This is a genomic window from Colwellia sp. RE-S-Sl-9 (assembly GCF_048296855.1).
Classification (GTDB): domain Bacteria; phylum Pseudomonadota; class Gammaproteobacteria; order Enterobacterales; family Alteromonadaceae; genus Pseudocolwellia.
This window is the reverse complement of the sequence record NZ_CP182631.1, coordinates 1204332-1220838: the sequence shown is the minus strand read 5'-3', so window position 1 is coordinate 1220838 and position 16507 is coordinate 1204332. Positions and strand designations below refer to the sequence as shown.

Here is a 16507-nt window from a genome sequence, read left to right as displayed (position 1 = left end):
TTAAGATACCTTCTTTATTGTTGTGTTTTTCGTTTCAGGTTTGTAGGTTAATGGTTCTTTAATGGGTTGGATGTTAGTTGTGTTTATTACTGACGTATTAGGTAACCTTGAATCTGCCTTTAAAGAAATACTTTTAATAGGGGAAGACATAATGTTAGCGAGAACAGGAAACATATTTGTTAACATGTCGAATAAGAACTGACGCTTAATTTTTTTGTTAGTAAGCTCTGCTGACTGCCACCACCAACCGTCGTTTTTCATGCTAAGCGCAGCTTGAACAAAGCGAGCCATAACTTCTTCAAACTCTTCATCAGTAAAGTTAAAGCTCATGATCATTCTGCCAGATCCTAACCAACTCATTTCTAAACCTGCATTTTTTAAATAGAATTGCAGCATCCAGTTGTATCGACTGGGTTTAGTGTATAAAACCGATAAAATGCTATGCATATTAGTAATTTTGAGCGGTAAGTTATTGGCTTGTAACTTGTGGTTAAATTTTTCAACGCGTTTGTTCCAAACACTTTCAATGCTTTGGTAAATGTTTTGAATTTCAGGCGATTGAATACGATTTAAAAACTCGTTCATAGCACCCATTACATAAGGATGAGAGTTGAACGTACCTCGTGCGAAAGACACATCAGCGGGCGCGTCTTTTCTAAATCGTTTCATTAAATGTGATTGCCCAGCTAATACGCCTACAGGCAAGCCTCCTCCTAAAGTTTTACCGTAGGTCACTAAGTCAGCTTGTACATCAAAATAGCCTTGTGCGCCTCTGTAACCAAGTCTGAACCCTGTAAATACTTCATCAAAAATAAGTACGATGTTGCGACGGTTACATATTTCTTGAATATTTTTAAGCCAAGCTGTGTACTGTTTTTTATTGAAATTAGTGGCTCTGTCGCTGGCGATAAGTGTTGAGTCTGAGCCTGAATCAGAGTTTGGATGAAAGGCTTGCAATGGGTTTATTAATACGCAAGCAATATCGTTTCTGGTTGATAACACTTGTAACGCGTTTTCACTTAAATCAGCTAGGGTATAAACATCGTTTACTTTGCGACGATTACCTACACCGGGTTGTACGCCGTCCCACCAGCCATGATAAGCACCACAAAAGCGTACTAAATGTGTTTTTTTAGTGTGGTAGCGCGCTAATCTAACGGCTTGCATAACGGCTTCAGTGCCCGACATGTGAAAAGACACTTCGTCTAATCCTGAAATACGTTTAATTAACTCGACGTTTTCACCAATAATAGGGTGATACGAACCTAAAACAGGGCCGAGGTTTTTTACTTGTTCAAAGCCTTTGTCCATACAGTCTTTGTAGAAGTCGTAACCAAATACATTGACGCCGTAAGAACCCGATAAATCAAAACGCCAGTTACCATCTAAATCTTTTATTTTTGTCCCTTGGGTTTCGTCGGTAATAGAGCCTAACTTAAAGGCTTTAGGTAATAATTTTTGAAAAGGAAAGGGGATGCGGTAATTGCTGGTAAATTGAATATCAGAAATACTTTTTTCAAGTTTATTACAGTAATCAATGGTTTTAGAACAATTTTGATTAACGTTTGTTGCTAAATTGTATAAAGCCTCTTTACGCTGCAAAGCAATGTGCTCTGGCGCGCCATCGCAACTAAAATAGTGAGATTCATTATATGAAAAATAAGGTATTTTACTGGTGATTCTGCGCGACCATTTACTATGACCACGTAATGATGGGTGTTTAGCTCTAGATAGCTGTAAACGTATTCTAATACGGTTTAATAGGTAAACTATAATTACCGCAAATAGACTGTATAGTAAAAAATTCTCTTTCATTGTTAGTCTCAACTATTCCTTTAGCTTTGAGATTACCAATGATATTTGAAGGATTTATTTCAGATATATGTCGTTTGTGTAACAGCTTTGTTTTAGATACATGACAAAGGTGATAAAGGCGAAGCGTTAAGATTAAATGGAATGAAATAAATCATCAAAGTAACTTTGGGGTAACATTACCTTGATGATTGTTTTTATTACTTATATGCAGCGAGTATTACTTACCAAATCGTCGTTGGTAAAGTTCGCTGTTTATTTCTTTAGTGGCATCTACCATAGCTTTGTATGGAACATCGGCAATAGTAACAAACCCTACGTTGTAGTTTTCGCCATCGTAAGCTCTACCTGTAAGCGGTGAATCAATGTATTGAAACCAATGTGCGCCAACAAAGTACGGATTGTCTACTACGGTTCTCATATATTCTTTGTACATACGCGCTCTGTCTTGTTGATCTGAAGCGAGTATTAAACCAGGGTGATATAAGCCGGTATCGCTTGTTGCGCCAATATGGTATTCACCAATAATACTGGGCATATCGGTTTCAGCTAAAAATTCCCATGCTTTTTCGTGTAGGCCTTCTTTGTAATAGTTGTAGCTCATTACGTTAACGTACTTTTTAGCCGCTTTTACAGCTTCAGGTGTCATCCCCCAATGCGCCATACGAACGCCCATGTACATATGATTAGGTAATACTTTTTCTAATGCGTTGTGTACAATTTTAAAGTATTGAGTTGCGTAAGCTTCTAATAACGTTGAAAAATCAGCAATCATCTCATCGGTTAAATCACCTACTTTATAACCATTGCTGAGTGTTTCCCATGAATCAAGCTTTGTATTCCAAGCGGTATTAAGAGATTCAATAGAGGTGTATTTTTCTTTTAATAAACGATTAAATTCATTTTTAGTTGGGCTGTCTTTATCTTCAATTGATAAGGTATGAATAACTATGCCGTAGTGACCACGTTTAGTGCTTATATTACCCCAGCTTTTTTCGTTATCAACAAAAACACCTATACACCAAGGGTTGTTTTTTACTTCTTCAGCAATAACTTGAGTAGTTAGCTCTGCTCTGTGTTTAAATTCAGGATCGAATGGATCTGGCATGGGTGACCAAACATCATGGCCTGAAGAAACGGTTTTAAAGTCACCAATTATCCAGCCATTAGCAAAATAAGGGATGCGATCCATTTGATAAAATTCGGCACCAGTCCAGTTACCAGTAGAAGTAAATCCCCAGTTTTTAAAACGTTTAATGGTAACATCTCGCCATTTTTCATTGTACGAATCGGGATAAGTTTCACCATAGCGTCTTTCTAAATTAGCTTGGTAAAAGCTGAAGGTTTCACCATGGTGAATAGGGCCACGATGTACAGAACGTCGGTAACTGTAATGGTTAGCCAATTCATCGTCGTAGCTAGGTAACCAAGTAAATAAGTTATGACGAACGTCTGATGAAATATAACGTGTTTTTTGTGCTTCTTTTGATACTGGGCGAATACCTAAAGAGTCTTCAGGCGTTACATCGTTTGGATCGATATATCTAACCGAATCGTCTTTAAAATCAACACCTGTAGTTGTAGTGGTATTAGCAATACGGATATTGGCTAAGGCTGAAGAGAAAAATAAGTAACCTTCAGGATCTACCATGGCCCATTTACCATCAACTTTTTCAGTTCTAAAGTAGCCTGTACCTTCTAGCTTAGGTCCGCTTTTCCAACCACCAAATTTAGAGCGATCGGCCATAGGGCCTTCTTTTTCTAATGTCGCTAATTCAGCATCAGCTAGTGCTTTTAACTGTTCCTCAGATTTTACTTTGTTAGGAAAATCTATTTTAGCGTTTTGACCGAACTTGTCAGTTATACCAACTAAATAGCTAGGGTCAATTTCAGGGTTTTCTCTTAATCTTACATTGTCGATGATCAAGCTTTTATCTTCATTCATCGTGTCTACGTTGTAAGTAATGCTAACAATATTTTCAAGTTGTAGTTTTTTTCGGCCATTTTGCCAAAACATTTTTTGATCAGTTGACGTCCATGCTGGTGGATCTTCACGTAAACCGCTATCAAACTCTAATTGTTCACCCTTCAATTCTGCATAGTATGTTCCGCTAGAGTGAGCAGGAATACTAACGCTACGTCTATGAAACCAGCCGCTGTTATCTTTAACGGTTAAATAAAGGTGTACGGATACATCGCTAGGGTTAGTGATATCAGTTGCTAAATTAAAAGCATTAAGTTGACTCCAGTCCCAAGGCTTTTCTGGCTGTAAAGTTACTGATGCTTTTTGCTCTGTGGAATCAAAATCAATGTTAAGAGCTTGCTTACCTTTTGTTACGCCACTATTTGATATTTGCTTTATTACAGCATTTTCACTGCTTACCCATGATGGAATATTTTGTTCGAAGTCTGCAATTAATACATCACTAGTCGGAGATACTGTGTTGGTAACCTCTGTTGTTTTATCGTTACCACAAGCCCCTAATAATAGAGACATGGGTAAAAATACGGAATACATTGTTGTGTTTTTCATGCTTATTAACCTAATCAGCTTATTGGGTAAATCTATAGCGGTGTATCACTAGTAAATTTATTTGTTTATTGGTGAAAGTTGACAATCTACCACGTAGCTTGATTATTTGGCAATAAATTTAAATGCAAATATCAACATCTAGAGGAAATCTCAAATACAATTATTGATATCTAGCAGTTTTAAAAAAAGTAAAGTTCACTTTACTTTTTGTTTGGTTTGTTTTATCTTAAAGTCAAGTTTGCTTTACATTAAGGGGCGCAATATGAAAGACATGATTAATTGTATTATGGGTAAGGGGCTACCAAAACGTGATCTTAAAAACTCTATGAGAGCTAATGTTTGGGCTATATTATGGACGCTGAGTTTAGGTATGTTCACGTATTTAACAACCGTAGAATGGTTTAATACTGCAACGGCTATCATGTGCTTTATAGTGAATCTTGCTGTTGGAATTAAACTTGTTTTATCGTACAAGTATTTCCTAATTTACCTCGATGAAATGGAAAGAAAAATCCAACTTGACGCATTAGCTTTATCGGTTGGGGTTACAATCGTTAGCTTTGCTAGTTTATCTATTCTTGCTAGGGGAGGTATTATTGGTGAGGCTAAGACATTTCACTTAATTATGATACTAAGCCTTAGCTATATGATTGGTATTGTTGTAGGACGAGTGAAATACAAATGAAGAATAGGTTAAAGGCTCTTCGTGCTGAATTGAATTGGACACAAGCAAATTTAGCTGAAAAATTAGAGGTCTCTAGGCAAACGATTAATGCGATCGAAAAAGGAAAGTTTGATCCTAGTTTACCGCTCGCTTTTAAAATATCTCGATTATTTGGAATGGTAATTGAGGAAATATTTCAAGACGAAACGAAATAGTATTACACAACCTGTTTACAAGTAGGTTGTGTAACACGAAGAGCGGAGTAATTAACGCTAACTATTTACGTTCTATATTCAGCATTAATTTTTACGTAATCGTAGCTAAAATCACATGTCCAAATAGTTGCGCTTTCATTGCCACGATGAAGTTCTACCGTAATATCTATTTCAGCTTCGTTCATAATAGCTTGGCCTACTTCTTCTTTGTAACTAGCGGCGCGACCACCTTTTTCAGCGACTAATGTGTCACCAAAATATAATTCTAGTTGTGCTGTGTCTAAGTCTTCTAGCGATTTACATTCGCGTGAAGCGTAACCTATAGCAGCGAGTACACGCCCTAAGTTTGGATCTGACGCAAACATGGCTGTTTTAACCAGCGGGCTTTTACCAATAGAAAACCCGATTGTTTTGGCTTCTTCAATACTTAAGGCACCGTTAACGGTTACAGTTATAAATTTAGTGGCACCTTCACCATCTCGTATGATGGCTTTAGCTAAATACTGCGAGGTTTCAAGTAGAGCATTAAATACTTCCTTAAAGCCAGCATCTTCACGACTAGTAATAGCAGGAGCACTACTTTTTCCTGTAGCGATAACGATAAATGAGTCGTTGGTTGATGTGTCACCGTCAACAGAAATACAGTTAAACGATAAGTCGGCGACTTCTTTTGTAATTTCGTCTAATAACGATTGAGTTATATTGGCATCGGTTGCTACGTAACCTAACATGGTGGCCATATTAGGGTGGATCATGCCAGCACCCTTAGATATTCCTGTAATCGTTACTTGTTCGCTACCTATTTGTACTTGAGTAGAATAGGCTTTGGGAGCAACATCTGTGGTCATAATGGTTGTAGCAGCATCGGCCCAGTTATCGCTCTTTAAATTTGCTATAGCAAGCGGTAAACCGGCTAATAATTTATTCATCGGTAGGTGTTCTAAAATAACGCCTGTTGAAAAAGGTAATATAGATTCTACAGGAATATTCATCGTTTCAGCTAAATGCTGACAAGTAGTCATTGCATCTAACATGCCTTGCTCACCTGTGCCTGCATTAGCATTTCCGGTATTTATTACCAAGGCTTTAATACTGGCGACTTGTTTGTTTTTTACAGCCGTTAAATGTTTTTTACATAAGGTAACGGGCGCTGCACAAAAGCGGTTTTGTGTAAAAACACCGGATACAGAACTGTTATCGGCAATTTCAATAATCAGTAAGTCTTTACGATTTAGTTTTTTAATATTTGATTCAGCCCAACCTAGGCGGATGCCTTCAATGGGAGTAAGTGACGCGGGAATAAGTTCAGGTAAATTAACAGGCATAACATCTATAACAATACAAAAATAAAAGTAAATAAATATTACGCTTTTATGATTTTTTATGCAAAACAAATAGATTCACTATTTACAAATACCTGCGAAAAATCATCAGATAACTTCAGAACTTTTATATTGTGTATTAAACAACCTTAACTCGGCTTAATAAATGCTGTTCTAGCAGCTATTTTTGCGCCTAACTTCGTTGAATTTATTACTAATAGATAGAAAAATTCGCCTTGTTATACACAAAAATATTAATGTTGAGAGACTAATATCGCTTAGGAAAACAACAATACACATCAATCACTTGATAAATAAAGCTTTTAATTAATTCACTAACATTCATTACCCCGAGTGAGGTTAGCTATATATTTACGTGGTTATCTGGTGAGTTAATCGTTAATATATATTTAATTATATTATGGATTAATTTTTTAGGTGCTTTATGTCTTTTAAAATCATTATGTTATTGATAGTTTTAATCGTTTTGTATTTTGTTTTTTTTAGGGGGAACAATAAGAAACCTGTTTATAAAGTGTCAAAAAGTAATAGTCGAAACTTTAAAAACCAGCATATAAAGAGCTTCCCTGAAAGTGTAAATAAAACTCAATTTACAAATGATAGTTCGAGCGTTCTTCAAAATACTCGTGAAATGCCTGATGGTTTTTTTGATTTTAATGTAAACCTTGCTAGTGATCTGAACCAAGAAAAAACGCTTGAAGTCACTCGTATTGCAAAAACCTTTAAGAAGCCTAATCCTATATTATTAACCTTGATTAAAGGAGGCTTTGAACCTAACGAACTATTTGATTTGATAAAAACAGATCCTAAAATGACGGCTAAAATATTAAATGTTGTTAACTCTCCTCTTTTTGCATTAAGAACACCTATAACAAGCATACAGCATGCGATTAATTTTATGGGGGTCAATGGAATTAAAAATATTATTGCGCAGATCACATTACAAGATGTAATAAAATTTAACACTCCTCAACAAGAAAAAGCATATCAAAAATTATCGACAGCGAGTTATATGGCAAGTGCATTTTGTTTACTGTTAGCTAAAGAGCTGGGTAAAGAAAACGCTGCTGAATTATCTACACGGTGTTTATTATGTTATTTGGGTGATATGGCTATGTTATCTAATGAACCGCAATTGTCGGATGATTATTTATTGTCAAATTCATTGTATGAAAGAGTGAAAAAAGCACAGGTGTCTTACGGCTTTAACTCTGCTATTGTTGGTAAAATTATGGCTCAAGAGTGGACACTCCCTGATTCTCTCATCAATGGTATTGGTAATAGTTTATTAATGTTATGTAATGGGAGTTTAGGTGATGATGTGAGTACCGAAGAGATACAAAATAATTTACTTTGTTATATAGCTTGTCGTTTTGGGGATTTTGTTGCTTTTAATGATATTAAAGATATTTCATATATCAGTGGTTTAGGTTCACGTGATGATGACCCTATTGAATTTTATTATCTCCAAAATAAAATTAATTTATCGGGGCTTCAACACATTAATGTCCTCTTCAAAGATGCCATGTTTATCAGAAAAGTAAATGCGCTTTAAATAGCATATTTTTTAATTTGATTTTAGATGAGTGATTAGACGATAAATCACATACTGTATTCTTTATAATAAAGCTTCTATACTGTTATCAAGTGGATATATAGAGAAGTACAACGAATGAAACACGAAATGAATAAAAATGGTTTTACGCTAATTGAGTTAGTTGTTGTTATTGTTATTTTAGGTATTTTAGCGGCGACTGCGGCACCTAAGTTTATTGATTTAACTGGCGATGCTAATGAATCAGTACTTAAATCATTATCAGGTTCTATGGCTTCTGCAGCTAAACTTGTTTATACAAAATCAATAGTACAAGGTAAGCAGAATGAGGCTGCCGATAATATTGATTTAGATGGAGATGGAACTGACGATATAGCGATTAAATATGGGTACCCTAATGCGCATAGATCTGAGGGTATTGTAAAAGCATTAGATATATCTGGTGATGATTGGACTTGGTCGGGAAATGGTAGTAACAATATATTTTTTATCACTACAGCGACACTAGGTAAAACAAAAGGACAATATGTAAACACAGTCAATATATTAGCGAGTAACTGCTATATTACTTATACAGGTTCAACAAGTGCTGGTGTAGCGCCAGTCGTAGCGTTTATTGATTCAGGTTGTTAATTAACCCGAACTCAGGTTAAGTAACGTAACTGGAACTCAATATAAGCGTGACAAAAACAAAAAAGCCTTTGATAAAATCAAAGGCTTTTTAAATTCAGATCCAGCAACTTACTTTAATTTATAAAAATTAAGCAAAGTTAGCTGAAGCAAATTCCCAGTTAGCTAATGCCCAAAAAGCATCCATGTAGCTAGGACGTAAGTTACGGTAATCAATGTAGTATGCATGTTCCCATAAATCTACAGTGATAACAGGTGTAACACCTTCGTCAGTTAATGGTGTAGCAGCGTTAGATGTATTAACGATTGCTAAAGAACCATCAGCGTTTTTAACTAACCAAGTCCAGCTTGAACCAAAGTTGTTAATTGCACTGTCTGTGAATTTTGCTTTAAATTCAGCAAAAGAACCAAAGCTAGCTGTAATAGCGTCAGCTAGAGCACCAGTAGGTTCGCCGCCGCCGTTAGGGCTTAAGCTGTTCCAGTAAAACGTGTGGTTCCAAATTTGTGCTGCGTTGTTAAATACGCCTGCTGAAGATGTTTTAATGATATCTTCAAGAGATTTACCTTCAAAGTCAGTACCTTCAATTAATCCGTTAAGCTTAACAACGTAAGTGTTGTGATGCTTACCGTAATGAAATTCTAAAGTTTCTTGTGAAATGTGTGGTGCTAACGCATCCATAGCATAGGGTAATGCTGGTAATTCAATAGCCATTTTTATCTCCTGAAAAGTAATTAAAAATATATATTCTTATAGAATATATTAAAGAATTAGTTTGTTTTTATTATAAACCTAGTAAACTACTCGGGTATTTATAAAGCTTACTTAGTTTAACCCAATATATAGGGATTAACATTGATTTTATCAAGGTTAGTAAGTTTTAATATATAACTATTTTGTTTGTAAGAAGGAATGGCATTGTATATCTGTACTTTGCCTCCATGTTATACCCAAGTCACTTTTAATATTCATGACTCAGTACTACATAGGTGCTTTGGGTATATAATACAGTTAAGTTAATTAAATATAGAGGTTACCATGGATACGATCGAACGTATTAAACAGCAAATTTCAGAAAATTCAATCATACTTTACATGAAAGGTTCGCCTAAGCTTCCTAGTTGTGGCTTTTCTTCTCAAGCGTCTCAAGCACTTATTTCATGTGAAGAAAAATTTGCTTACGTAGATATTTTACAAGATCCAGAAATTAGAGCCGAATTACCTAAATATGCTGATTGGCCTACATTTCCACAATTATGGGTTGATGGTGAGCTTGTGGGCGGATGTGACATTATTATTGAAATGTTTCAACAAGGTGAGCTACAAACTTTGGTTAAAGCATCAGCAGCAAAAAATAATTCTGAAAAAGAAGCATAATTTCTTTTTCAAAGAGTATTGAAATATAAATGTTAGTCACAATAATGGTTAGTGTTAATTAAATAATTTAGCCTTTAAGGTTTTATAAACTTATATATTAGGAGAATAAAATGAGTGTATTAGTTGGTCGTCCAGCACCGGATTTTACAGCAGCAGCAGTATTAGGTACTGGTGAAATTGTAGATAGCTTTACTTTATCTGAAGCAATTAAAGGTAAAAAAGCTGTAGTATTTTTCTATCCTTTAGATTTCACATTTGTTTGTCCTTCAGAATTATTAGCTTTTGATCACCGTATTGAAGAATTCAAAAGCCGTGGTGTTGAAGTTATTGGTGTTTCTATTGATTCACAATTTTCTCACAATGCATGGAGAAACACACCAGTAAACGAAGGTGGTATTGGTCCAGTACAATACACATTAGTTGCTGATACTAAGCACACTATCTGTCAAGCATACGATGTTGAGCATCCAGATGCTGGCGTAGCTTTCCGTGGTTCTTTCTTAATTGATGAAGAAGGTAACGTACGTCATCAAGTAGTTAACGATTTACCATTAGGCCGTAACGTAGATGAAATGTTACGTATGGTTGATGCATTACAATTCCACCAAGACCACGGTGAAGTTTGTCCTGCAGGCTGGAACAAAGGTGATAAAGGTATGACTGCTTCTCCAGACGGTGTTGCTGCATACTTATCTGATAATGCTGACAAATTATAATATTGTTTAACAACACTATTTAAATAAGCGTTACATAAAGTTTAATGCCAATCAGGTTAACTGATTGGCATTTTTTATATCTTGTTTTTACTACTTTATTAAGATTTCTACTTTAACCCGAACTCGGGATGATGGGCTTTTTAATCTACTGATTTATATATAAAAAATGATAAATATAAATAAATACTATTAAAAGAACACGCTCATTGTTTTCTAATGTTGAAATTTATTCATGTAATGCCTTTTTATTATAAAACCGTTTTATTCAATAATTATTTCTTCTGGTCTGACTTGTTTACATTGCTCTTATTTATTGTCATGATGAAAATGGAGTAACCACATAAATAAGACCATTATATGAAAAATATTGAAGAGCAATTATCTCAATACAAAAGTTCACATTTTAATAAAACTAATATTAAAACCCATTTTATTGGTGTGCCTTTAATTATATGGGCATTAACCTTGTTTCTGAGCTTAAACGTTTATCAGTTTGACCTTGCCAATATCAGTTTTACATACACGCCTGCTTATGTTTTTTTCGCGGTTTCACTTATCTATTATTTTATTTTGCACGTTAAATTGGCCATAGCTATGGTGTTTTATAGTGCGATAAATTTATATTTAGTGAGTTTTTTTGTTGATCATGAATACGCATTATATATAGCTTTAGTGGTATTTGTTGTTGGTTGGGTACTTCAGTTTATTGGGCATTATTACGAAAAAGCTAAACCTGCATTTATTGACGATTTGGGTCAGTTTCTTATTGCACCTTTATTTTTAATGGCTGAGATCTATTTTTTATTAGGATGGGAGAAAACATTAGAAGACACTATTACGCCTATGGCGGTTACTAAAAGACGAAAATTAAATAACCCAAGTCATGGCTAGTTTCTTTCAATAGCGTTAACCCTTTCGTAAAATAATAAAAACCTTTAAGTCACCTCACTTAAAGGTTTTTTCTTTAAATAATCATCAAACAATATCTTATTTAATTATTATCAGTTTTATGTAAATAAATATTGTGTTTTTTATCAAACTGCATTAAAACGCTTATTAAATCTACGTACTCAATAAAACAGAGTCTTTATTAATATTCTTTTAATAAATTGAGTATAGAAATACTGTTTTTAGGTTTAATAACTTAAAAATTTATTTTACACACACCTATAGTGATCACTTTTCATGACATATTCCAACAAGCTTTTTGATAAAAAGGTTGAAGCGTTTGGTACTTTATTAGGACATGCCTTGGGCAATGTGCCTGTTTATTCATCTGATTATAAAACCGCATCAGATGTTGATTACCCTAATCGCAGTGCTTACCGTAGTTATTATAACGGTGTGTATATGGGGTATAAGTGGCAATGTGTTGAATTTGCACGACGCTGGATGTATATCAACCAAGGCTTGATCTTTAATGATGTTGCCATGGCTTATGATATTTTTGAACTACGTAGTGTTCGCGACGTAACCGCTAATGTTGAATTACCGTTAAATGCTTTTGCTAACGGTAGTCAGAGACACCCAAGTATTGGGTGTTTATTAATTTGGAAAGAGGGTGGTGAGTTTGAAGACACTGGCCACGTTGCTATTGTTACAGAAGTTACTTCTGAATATATTCGTATTGCTGAACAAAATGTAGGGCATGCGCTTTGGCCTGAAGGACATAATTATGCCCGAGAACTTAAAGCTGTTATCAATGAAGATGGCGAGTATTGGATAACTTGTTCTTATGGTGATGCTGAAATTTTAGGATGGATGATTCAAACAGATGACCAAACCTTTGCTGAACCAACGGTAGGCAAAAATATTGAATTAAATAAAGTAAAAAGTAGGCGTATTGATATTGCTGAGTCTAAGAAAAAATCTTGGCTCAATATTGCCAATAATGATGAAGCGGCTTTTGTAAAAGCGATGGGAGGACATTTCCTGTCTGATGTAGTGGAAGAGCAAAACAGATACCTTATTTTGTCAAAAACTACACAACATACGTTAGAAAATGCCAGTAACGAACTGCATGGCTTATTTATGCATGCAACCGAGTACGTGTTATCGAATGATGAACTGCTAAGTCAGTTTAATTTACCGAATGCGATTTTGCCTAAAATACGTCAATCTTGGGATAACCGCTTGAATGAAGTGATCACAAGTCGTTTCGATTTTGCTTTAACTGAAGACGGGCTAAAGGTATACGAATACAACTGTGATTCAGCCTCTTGTTATATGGAAACAGGTAAAGTGCAAGGTAAATGGTTTAATCACCATAAACTTAACGACGACGAAAATGGCGGAAAAGACTTATTTAAAGATTTAGTTAAAGCATGGAAAAAAAGTCATGTTAAAGGTGTTGTTCATATTTTAAGAGATAACGACCCTGAAGAAGAATATCACGCTTTATTTATGCAAGACGCTATTCGAGCCGCAGGTTTAAATAGTAAAGTTGTTATTGGCTTGAATGGCCTCGAATGGGATGAAAACGACAATATTATTGATGAAGACGGCGAGCAAGTTTCATGGGTATGGAAAACATGGGCTTGGGAAACCGCCTTAGATCAAATAAGACAAGAGTGTGAAAACCTTGATAAAGAGCAAACGGTGTATGAGCCAGGACAACAAAAAGGGAAAACTATAGGGTTATCAGACGTACTATTTCGTAAAAATGTCATGGTATTTGAGCCGTTATGGTCACTTATTCCTAGTAATAAAGCGATTTTACCCGTGTTGTGGAGTTTATTTCCTAATCATCCATTACTACTTAATTCATCTTTTGAGTTATCTGATGAGTTAAAAGCGCTGGGCTATGTTGCTAAGCCTATTGTAGGGCGTTGTGGTGCCAATATTTCTTTATTCAGTAAAAATGAAGAGTTGGTAGAGTCAACAGACGGGCACTTTAGTGAACAAGAAAAAATCTATCAGCAATATTTTCCGTTACCTCATGTTGAAGGTAGTTACACACAAGTATCAACTTTTATGGTATCAGGTGTATATTCTGGTAGCGGTGTAAGAGTTGATCGCTCGCGAGTGATTAATAAAAACAGCGATTGTTTACCTTTACAATTTGTTAATGATAAACAGTTTTTACAAGAATAAGTGCGATTGTTTTTTAATGATATTGATACAGTTATAACAACTTGAGTAAATAAAAATGTTTGATGATGATTTTCTAGATTTATTAAAAACCTTAATAAGAGAGCCAAGTGTAGTGAGTGCCGAGCATTCATTTTTTCGTATACTCCAGCGTGAACTTGAAGAGCGTGGCGCTAAAGTTACGTGGTACGAAGGTTTATTAGTTGCACAAGGCAGCGATCCGTTTAGTGCTATGTTTTCTGCTCATAGTGATCGCCATGGTCTTATTTGTACTGGGCCTAATGAATTTCAGTATGCTGCATTTGTTTCAGGTAATAGAACTGATTTATTAAATAACTCGGTTTCTGAAGAGTTAATGACCAAAATAACCGAGCGTTTTAATGCCGTTGAAGTTTATGCGTATGAACCGTGGTCAGGTGTTTATCGTGGTAAAGGTATTATTACTAAATCGTATATTTGTGAAAACCGTAACAATTTAATTTTTGAAGTTGATGGTCTTGAAGGGGTTGTAGCAGGAACGCCGATAGCATTTAGAGATAAGTTGATTCTTAAAGACGGTAGATACTCAGGCCAGCTCGACAATGTGATTACCAATGCGGCTCTAGTTGATTTATTTAGCCATGGCTTTAAAGGCACAGCATTTTTTACCGCGCAAGAAGAAGCAGGCAAAAGTTGGCGTTACCTACTTGAATGGTTCAGGCGTTTTGGAGGTTCAACCAACAAGTTATTTGTTGTTGATACCAGTCCGTTTCCAACCGTAGCAACAGCTGACCAGCAACTATTAGTATTAAGAGAAAGAGACGCGAACGCAAATTTCAATAGTGAAAGTACAAAATATATAGAAGACTTATGTGTACAAAACAACTTGAGTTTTACTTATAAAAATAGATATGTTGAAAATCAAAACAAGCTTTTAGTAAAGGCTGGAGAAACACCTCATTCGTTAGGGAGCACTGAGCTAGGACGAATTATTGCGGCCTCTAATGGCTTAGTTGACGGTACAACAATACAAATACCTACAACAGGTTATCACACCATGGAAGAGTCAGCCTCGAAGGAGTCTGTAGAGGCTTTTCTAAAATTATTAAAGCTCGTTGCAAATATTAAATAATATAGATTGCGTTTATTAAAAATTGGTGATTAAATCCGCGAAATTTCAAAGCTCACACTATTTAAAGCAAAAATATGGCGAGTTTTTAATGATTTTTAAAATTACTTTTAGTTAATACTACCGCTATCATTTGGTTATTAACTAAAGCGTTTTCTATTTTTATTTTGTGGAATATATAAAGTGAATAATGATTTTTTTTGGATCTTTGTTCTTATTGTTGCCAGTGCTTTTTTTGCTATTGCTGAAATTGCATTAGCAGCAGCTCGTCAACTTAAGCTAAATGTACTGGTTGAAGAAGGCAACGAAAACGCTAAGTTAGTCCTTCAACTACAAGCTAAATCAGGCGCTTTTTTTGCGGTTATTCAAATTGCATTAAATGCTATTGCAATATTAGGCGGTATTATTGGTGAAGCAGCCTTTACCCCATTAATTCAAGAGTCTATTTCATACTTTTATCAAGGTAAATATCTCCCACAAATTAGCTTTACTTGCTCATTTTTATTGGTCACCAGTTTATTTATTTTATTTGCTGACTTAATACCAAAACGCATAGGTATGTCACTACCTGAGCCTGTGGCTTTGCGCGTAGTAAAACCTATGATGTTTTTTGTGGTGTTACTAAAGCCTTTTGTACTTTTTTTCAACACAATTTCAGACTCTATTATGCGCTTATGTCGTATTCCTATCGATCGCGTAGAAAACATAACAGCACAAGATATTGTTGCTATTGTTGACGCTGGGGCGGCTAGTGGTTCAATTGCTTCACAAGAATATCAAATGATCGGTAATGTTTTTGAACTTGAAAACAGAAGTTTAATGTCGGTTATGTCTTTACGAGACGATATTGTGTTTTTTGATGTTAATGAATCTACCGCCTCGCTCAGTTCAAAAGTTGTTGAGCACCCACATAATTTTTATTTGGTATGTGATAACGGGCTTGATTCTATTGTAGGCTTAATTGAATCTAAAGCTTTACTTAAACAAGTATTAGCGGGAAATGAAGCTGAAATATTACCAGATATGATCATTAAAAAAGTGATGTACTTACCTGATTCTCTTAGCTTATCTGAAGCATTAGAAGCCTTTAAATATCATGCTGAAACTTTTGCTGTGGTGTTAAACGAATACTCGCTTGTCGTCGGAATAGTTACCTTAAAAGAATTGACCTCTGTGGTTGTTGATGGTTTTTCAGGTTCACAAGATGAGCAGCAGATACTTTCACGCGATAGTAGCTCTTGGTTAATTGACGGCGCTACTTCTATTATTGATGTTGCTAAAGCACTTGATATAGAAGGTTTTCCTGAACCTGAAAATTACGAAACCTTAGCCGGTTTTATTATGTATAAATTACGTAGGTTGCCAGCATTAACGGATCATGTGATTTATGCTGAACATCGTTTTGAGGTTATTGATATGGATAACCTTAAAATTACTAAGCTACTTGTCACAAAAATAGTCTAAAT

Annotated in this window: 14 protein-coding genes; 10 read left to right on the top strand and 4 right to left on the bottom strand. The window is 35.2% G+C overall.

The window, feature by feature from the left end; genetic code table 11:
* Both ACM9HF_RS05255 and ACM9HF_RS05250 read right to left on the bottom strand, forming a co-directional pair.
* Nucleotides 1-1815 carry an aminotransferase class III-fold pyridoxal phosphate-dependent enzyme gene (locus ACM9HF_RS05255; RefSeq protein WP_473615168.1) on the bottom strand — a complete coding sequence of 605 codons (1815 nt, stop codon included), beginning with the start codon at nucleotides 1813-1815 and terminating at the stop codon, nucleotides 1-3.
* A gap of 217 nt (nucleotides 1816-2032) precedes the next feature.
* The gene (locus ACM9HF_RS05250; RefSeq protein ID WP_473615164.1) at nucleotides 2033-4345 is read right to left on the bottom strand and encodes a beta-galactosidase; all 2313 of its coding nucleotides are present in this window, start codon (nucleotides 4343-4345) and stop codon (nucleotides 2033-2035) included.
* Nucleotides 4346-4607: 262 nt separating this feature from the next.
* On the opposite strand from ACM9HF_RS05250, the gene ACM9HF_RS05245 reads away from it, so the two are divergent.
* Both ACM9HF_RS05245 and ACM9HF_RS05240 read left to right on the top strand, forming a co-directional pair.
* Nucleotides 4608-5030 carry a hypothetical protein gene (locus ACM9HF_RS05245; protein ID WP_473615161.1) on the top strand — a complete coding sequence of 141 codons (423 nt, stop codon included), beginning with the start codon at nucleotides 4608-4610 and terminating at the stop codon, nucleotides 5028-5030.
* Nucleotides 5027-5224, top strand: coding sequence for a helix-turn-helix transcriptional regulator (locus ACM9HF_RS05240; protein WP_473615157.1), 198 nt, complete (start codon nucleotides 5027-5029; stop codon nucleotides 5222-5224). Before ACM9HF_RS05245 ends, ACM9HF_RS05240 begins: the two co-directional genes overlap by 4 nt.
* A gap of 65 nt (nucleotides 5225-5289) precedes the next feature.
* On the opposite strand, the gene argJ is transcribed toward ACM9HF_RS05240, so the two are convergent.
* Nucleotides 5290-6549, bottom strand: a complete 1260-nt coding sequence (gene argJ, locus ACM9HF_RS05235; protein ID WP_473615155.1) for a bifunctional glutamate N-acetyltransferase/amino-acid acetyltransferase ArgJ — start codon at nucleotides 6547-6549, stop codon at nucleotides 5290-5292.
* Nucleotides 6550-6991: 442 nt separating this feature from the next.
* Between argJ and ACM9HF_RS05230 the strand changes: the two genes are divergently transcribed.
* Both ACM9HF_RS05230 and ACM9HF_RS05225 read left to right on the top strand, forming a co-directional pair.
* Nucleotides 6992-8122 (top strand): HDOD domain-containing protein, encoded by a 1131-nt coding sequence (locus ACM9HF_RS05230; RefSeq protein ID WP_473615151.1) that lies wholly within the window; start codon nucleotides 6992-6994, stop codon nucleotides 8120-8122.
* A gap of 117 nt (nucleotides 8123-8239) precedes the next feature.
* Complete coding sequence (locus tag ACM9HF_RS05225; RefSeq protein WP_473615148.1) at nucleotides 8240-8755, top strand: type II secretion system protein; 516 nt, start codon at nucleotides 8240-8242, stop codon at nucleotides 8753-8755.
* A 127-nt stretch (nucleotides 8756-8882) separates the two neighbouring features.
* Here the strand turns inward: ACM9HF_RS05225 and sodB are convergent, their stop codons facing one another.
* Complete coding sequence (sodB, locus tag ACM9HF_RS05220) at nucleotides 8883-9464, bottom strand: superoxide dismutase [Fe] (RefSeq protein WP_473615145.1); 582 nt, start codon at nucleotides 9462-9464, stop codon at nucleotides 8883-8885.
* A 324-nt stretch (nucleotides 9465-9788) separates the two neighbouring features.
* On the opposite strand from sodB, the gene grxD reads away from it, so the two are divergent.
* The 6 genes from grxD to paeA all read left to right on the top strand — a co-directional run bounded on the left by grxD (nucleotide 9789) and on the right by paeA (nucleotide 16505).
* Nucleotides 9789-10127, top strand: a complete 339-nt coding sequence (gene grxD, locus ACM9HF_RS05215) for a Grx4 family monothiol glutaredoxin (protein ID WP_473615141.1) — start codon at nucleotides 9789-9791, stop codon at nucleotides 10125-10127.
* Between the two features lie 110 nt (nucleotides 10128-10237).
* Entirely contained in the window at nucleotides 10238-10843 is a 606-nt protein-coding gene (locus tag ACM9HF_RS05210; protein WP_076419170.1) for a peroxiredoxin, read from the top strand.
* A 357-nt stretch (nucleotides 10844-11200) separates the two neighbouring features.
* A complete protein-coding gene (locus ACM9HF_RS05205; protein ID WP_473615137.1) occupies nucleotides 11201-11734 on the top strand; it encodes an Mpo1 family 2-hydroxy fatty acid dioxygenase in 534 nt (177 codons plus the stop codon).
* Between the two features lie 294 nt (nucleotides 11735-12028).
* On the top strand, nucleotides 12029-13936 hold the full coding sequence (gene gss, locus ACM9HF_RS05200; RefSeq protein WP_473615134.1) for a bifunctional glutathionylspermidine amidase/synthase: 1908 nt from the start codon (nucleotides 12029-12031) through the stop codon (nucleotides 13934-13936).
* Between the two features lie 55 nt (nucleotides 13937-13991).
* Nucleotides 13992-15044 carry a peptidase M42 gene (locus ACM9HF_RS05195; RefSeq protein WP_473615131.1) on the top strand — a complete coding sequence of 351 codons (1053 nt, stop codon included), beginning with the start codon at nucleotides 13992-13994 and terminating at the stop codon, nucleotides 15042-15044.
* Nucleotides 15045-15224: 180 nt separating this feature from the next.
* The gene (paeA, locus tag ACM9HF_RS05190; protein WP_473615129.1) at nucleotides 15225-16505 is read left to right on the top strand and encodes a polyamine export protein PaeA; all 1281 of its coding nucleotides are present in this window, start codon (nucleotides 15225-15227) and stop codon (nucleotides 16503-16505) included.
* Nucleotides 16506-16507: the final 2 nt, after the last annotated feature.